The 412-nt window shown below is 73.1% G+C and carries 2 pseudogenes; one reads left to right on the forward strand and one right to left on the reverse strand.

Going from position 1 to position 412, the window contains the following annotated elements:
* Positions 1-137 (forward strand): annotated as a pseudogene (locus tag AB9K35_RS07400) (alpha/beta hydrolase); the annotation flags it as partial.
* On the opposite strand, the pseudogene AB9K35_RS07405 reads toward AB9K35_RS07400, so the two are convergent.
* Positions 125-241, reverse strand: a pseudogene (locus AB9K35_RS07405) (low molecular weight phosphatase family protein); the annotation flags it as partial. The pseudogenes AB9K35_RS07400 and AB9K35_RS07405 sit on opposite strands and share 13 nt — an antisense overlap.
* Positions 242-412 lie beyond the last annotated feature (171 nt).

Here is a 412-nt window from a genome sequence, read left to right on the forward strand (position 1 = left end):
GCTACAACTCGACCCAGGCCGAAACCGCCTTTCGCGCGGCGCAATTGACCCATGACATCGAAATTCCCGGGGCCACGGTCATCTATTCCTGGCCCAGCAAGGGCAAGGCGCTTGGCTATGCCTATGACGGCGACAGCGCAACCAACAGGTCGAAGGAGGAGAGGTCGTCGCCCCAGCGCTCCATCTCATCGAAAGACCGCGAGCGGTGGCGCGAAAGTTCGACGTTCATCTCCTGGCAGACGTTCCGGATCACCCCTTCTTTATCTACTTTCCCCCCCCCCCCCCCCCCCCCCCCCCCCCCCCCTCCCCCCCCCCCCCCCCCCCCCCCCCCCCCCCCCCCCCCCCCCCCCCCCCCCCCCCCCCCCCCCCCCCCCCCCCCCCCCCCCCCCCCCCCCCCCCCCCCCCCCCCCCC

Source organism: Leisingera sp. XS_AS12 (assembly GCF_041224635.1).
Taxonomy (GTDB): domain Bacteria; phylum Pseudomonadota; class Alphaproteobacteria; order Rhodobacterales; family Rhodobacteraceae; genus Leisingera.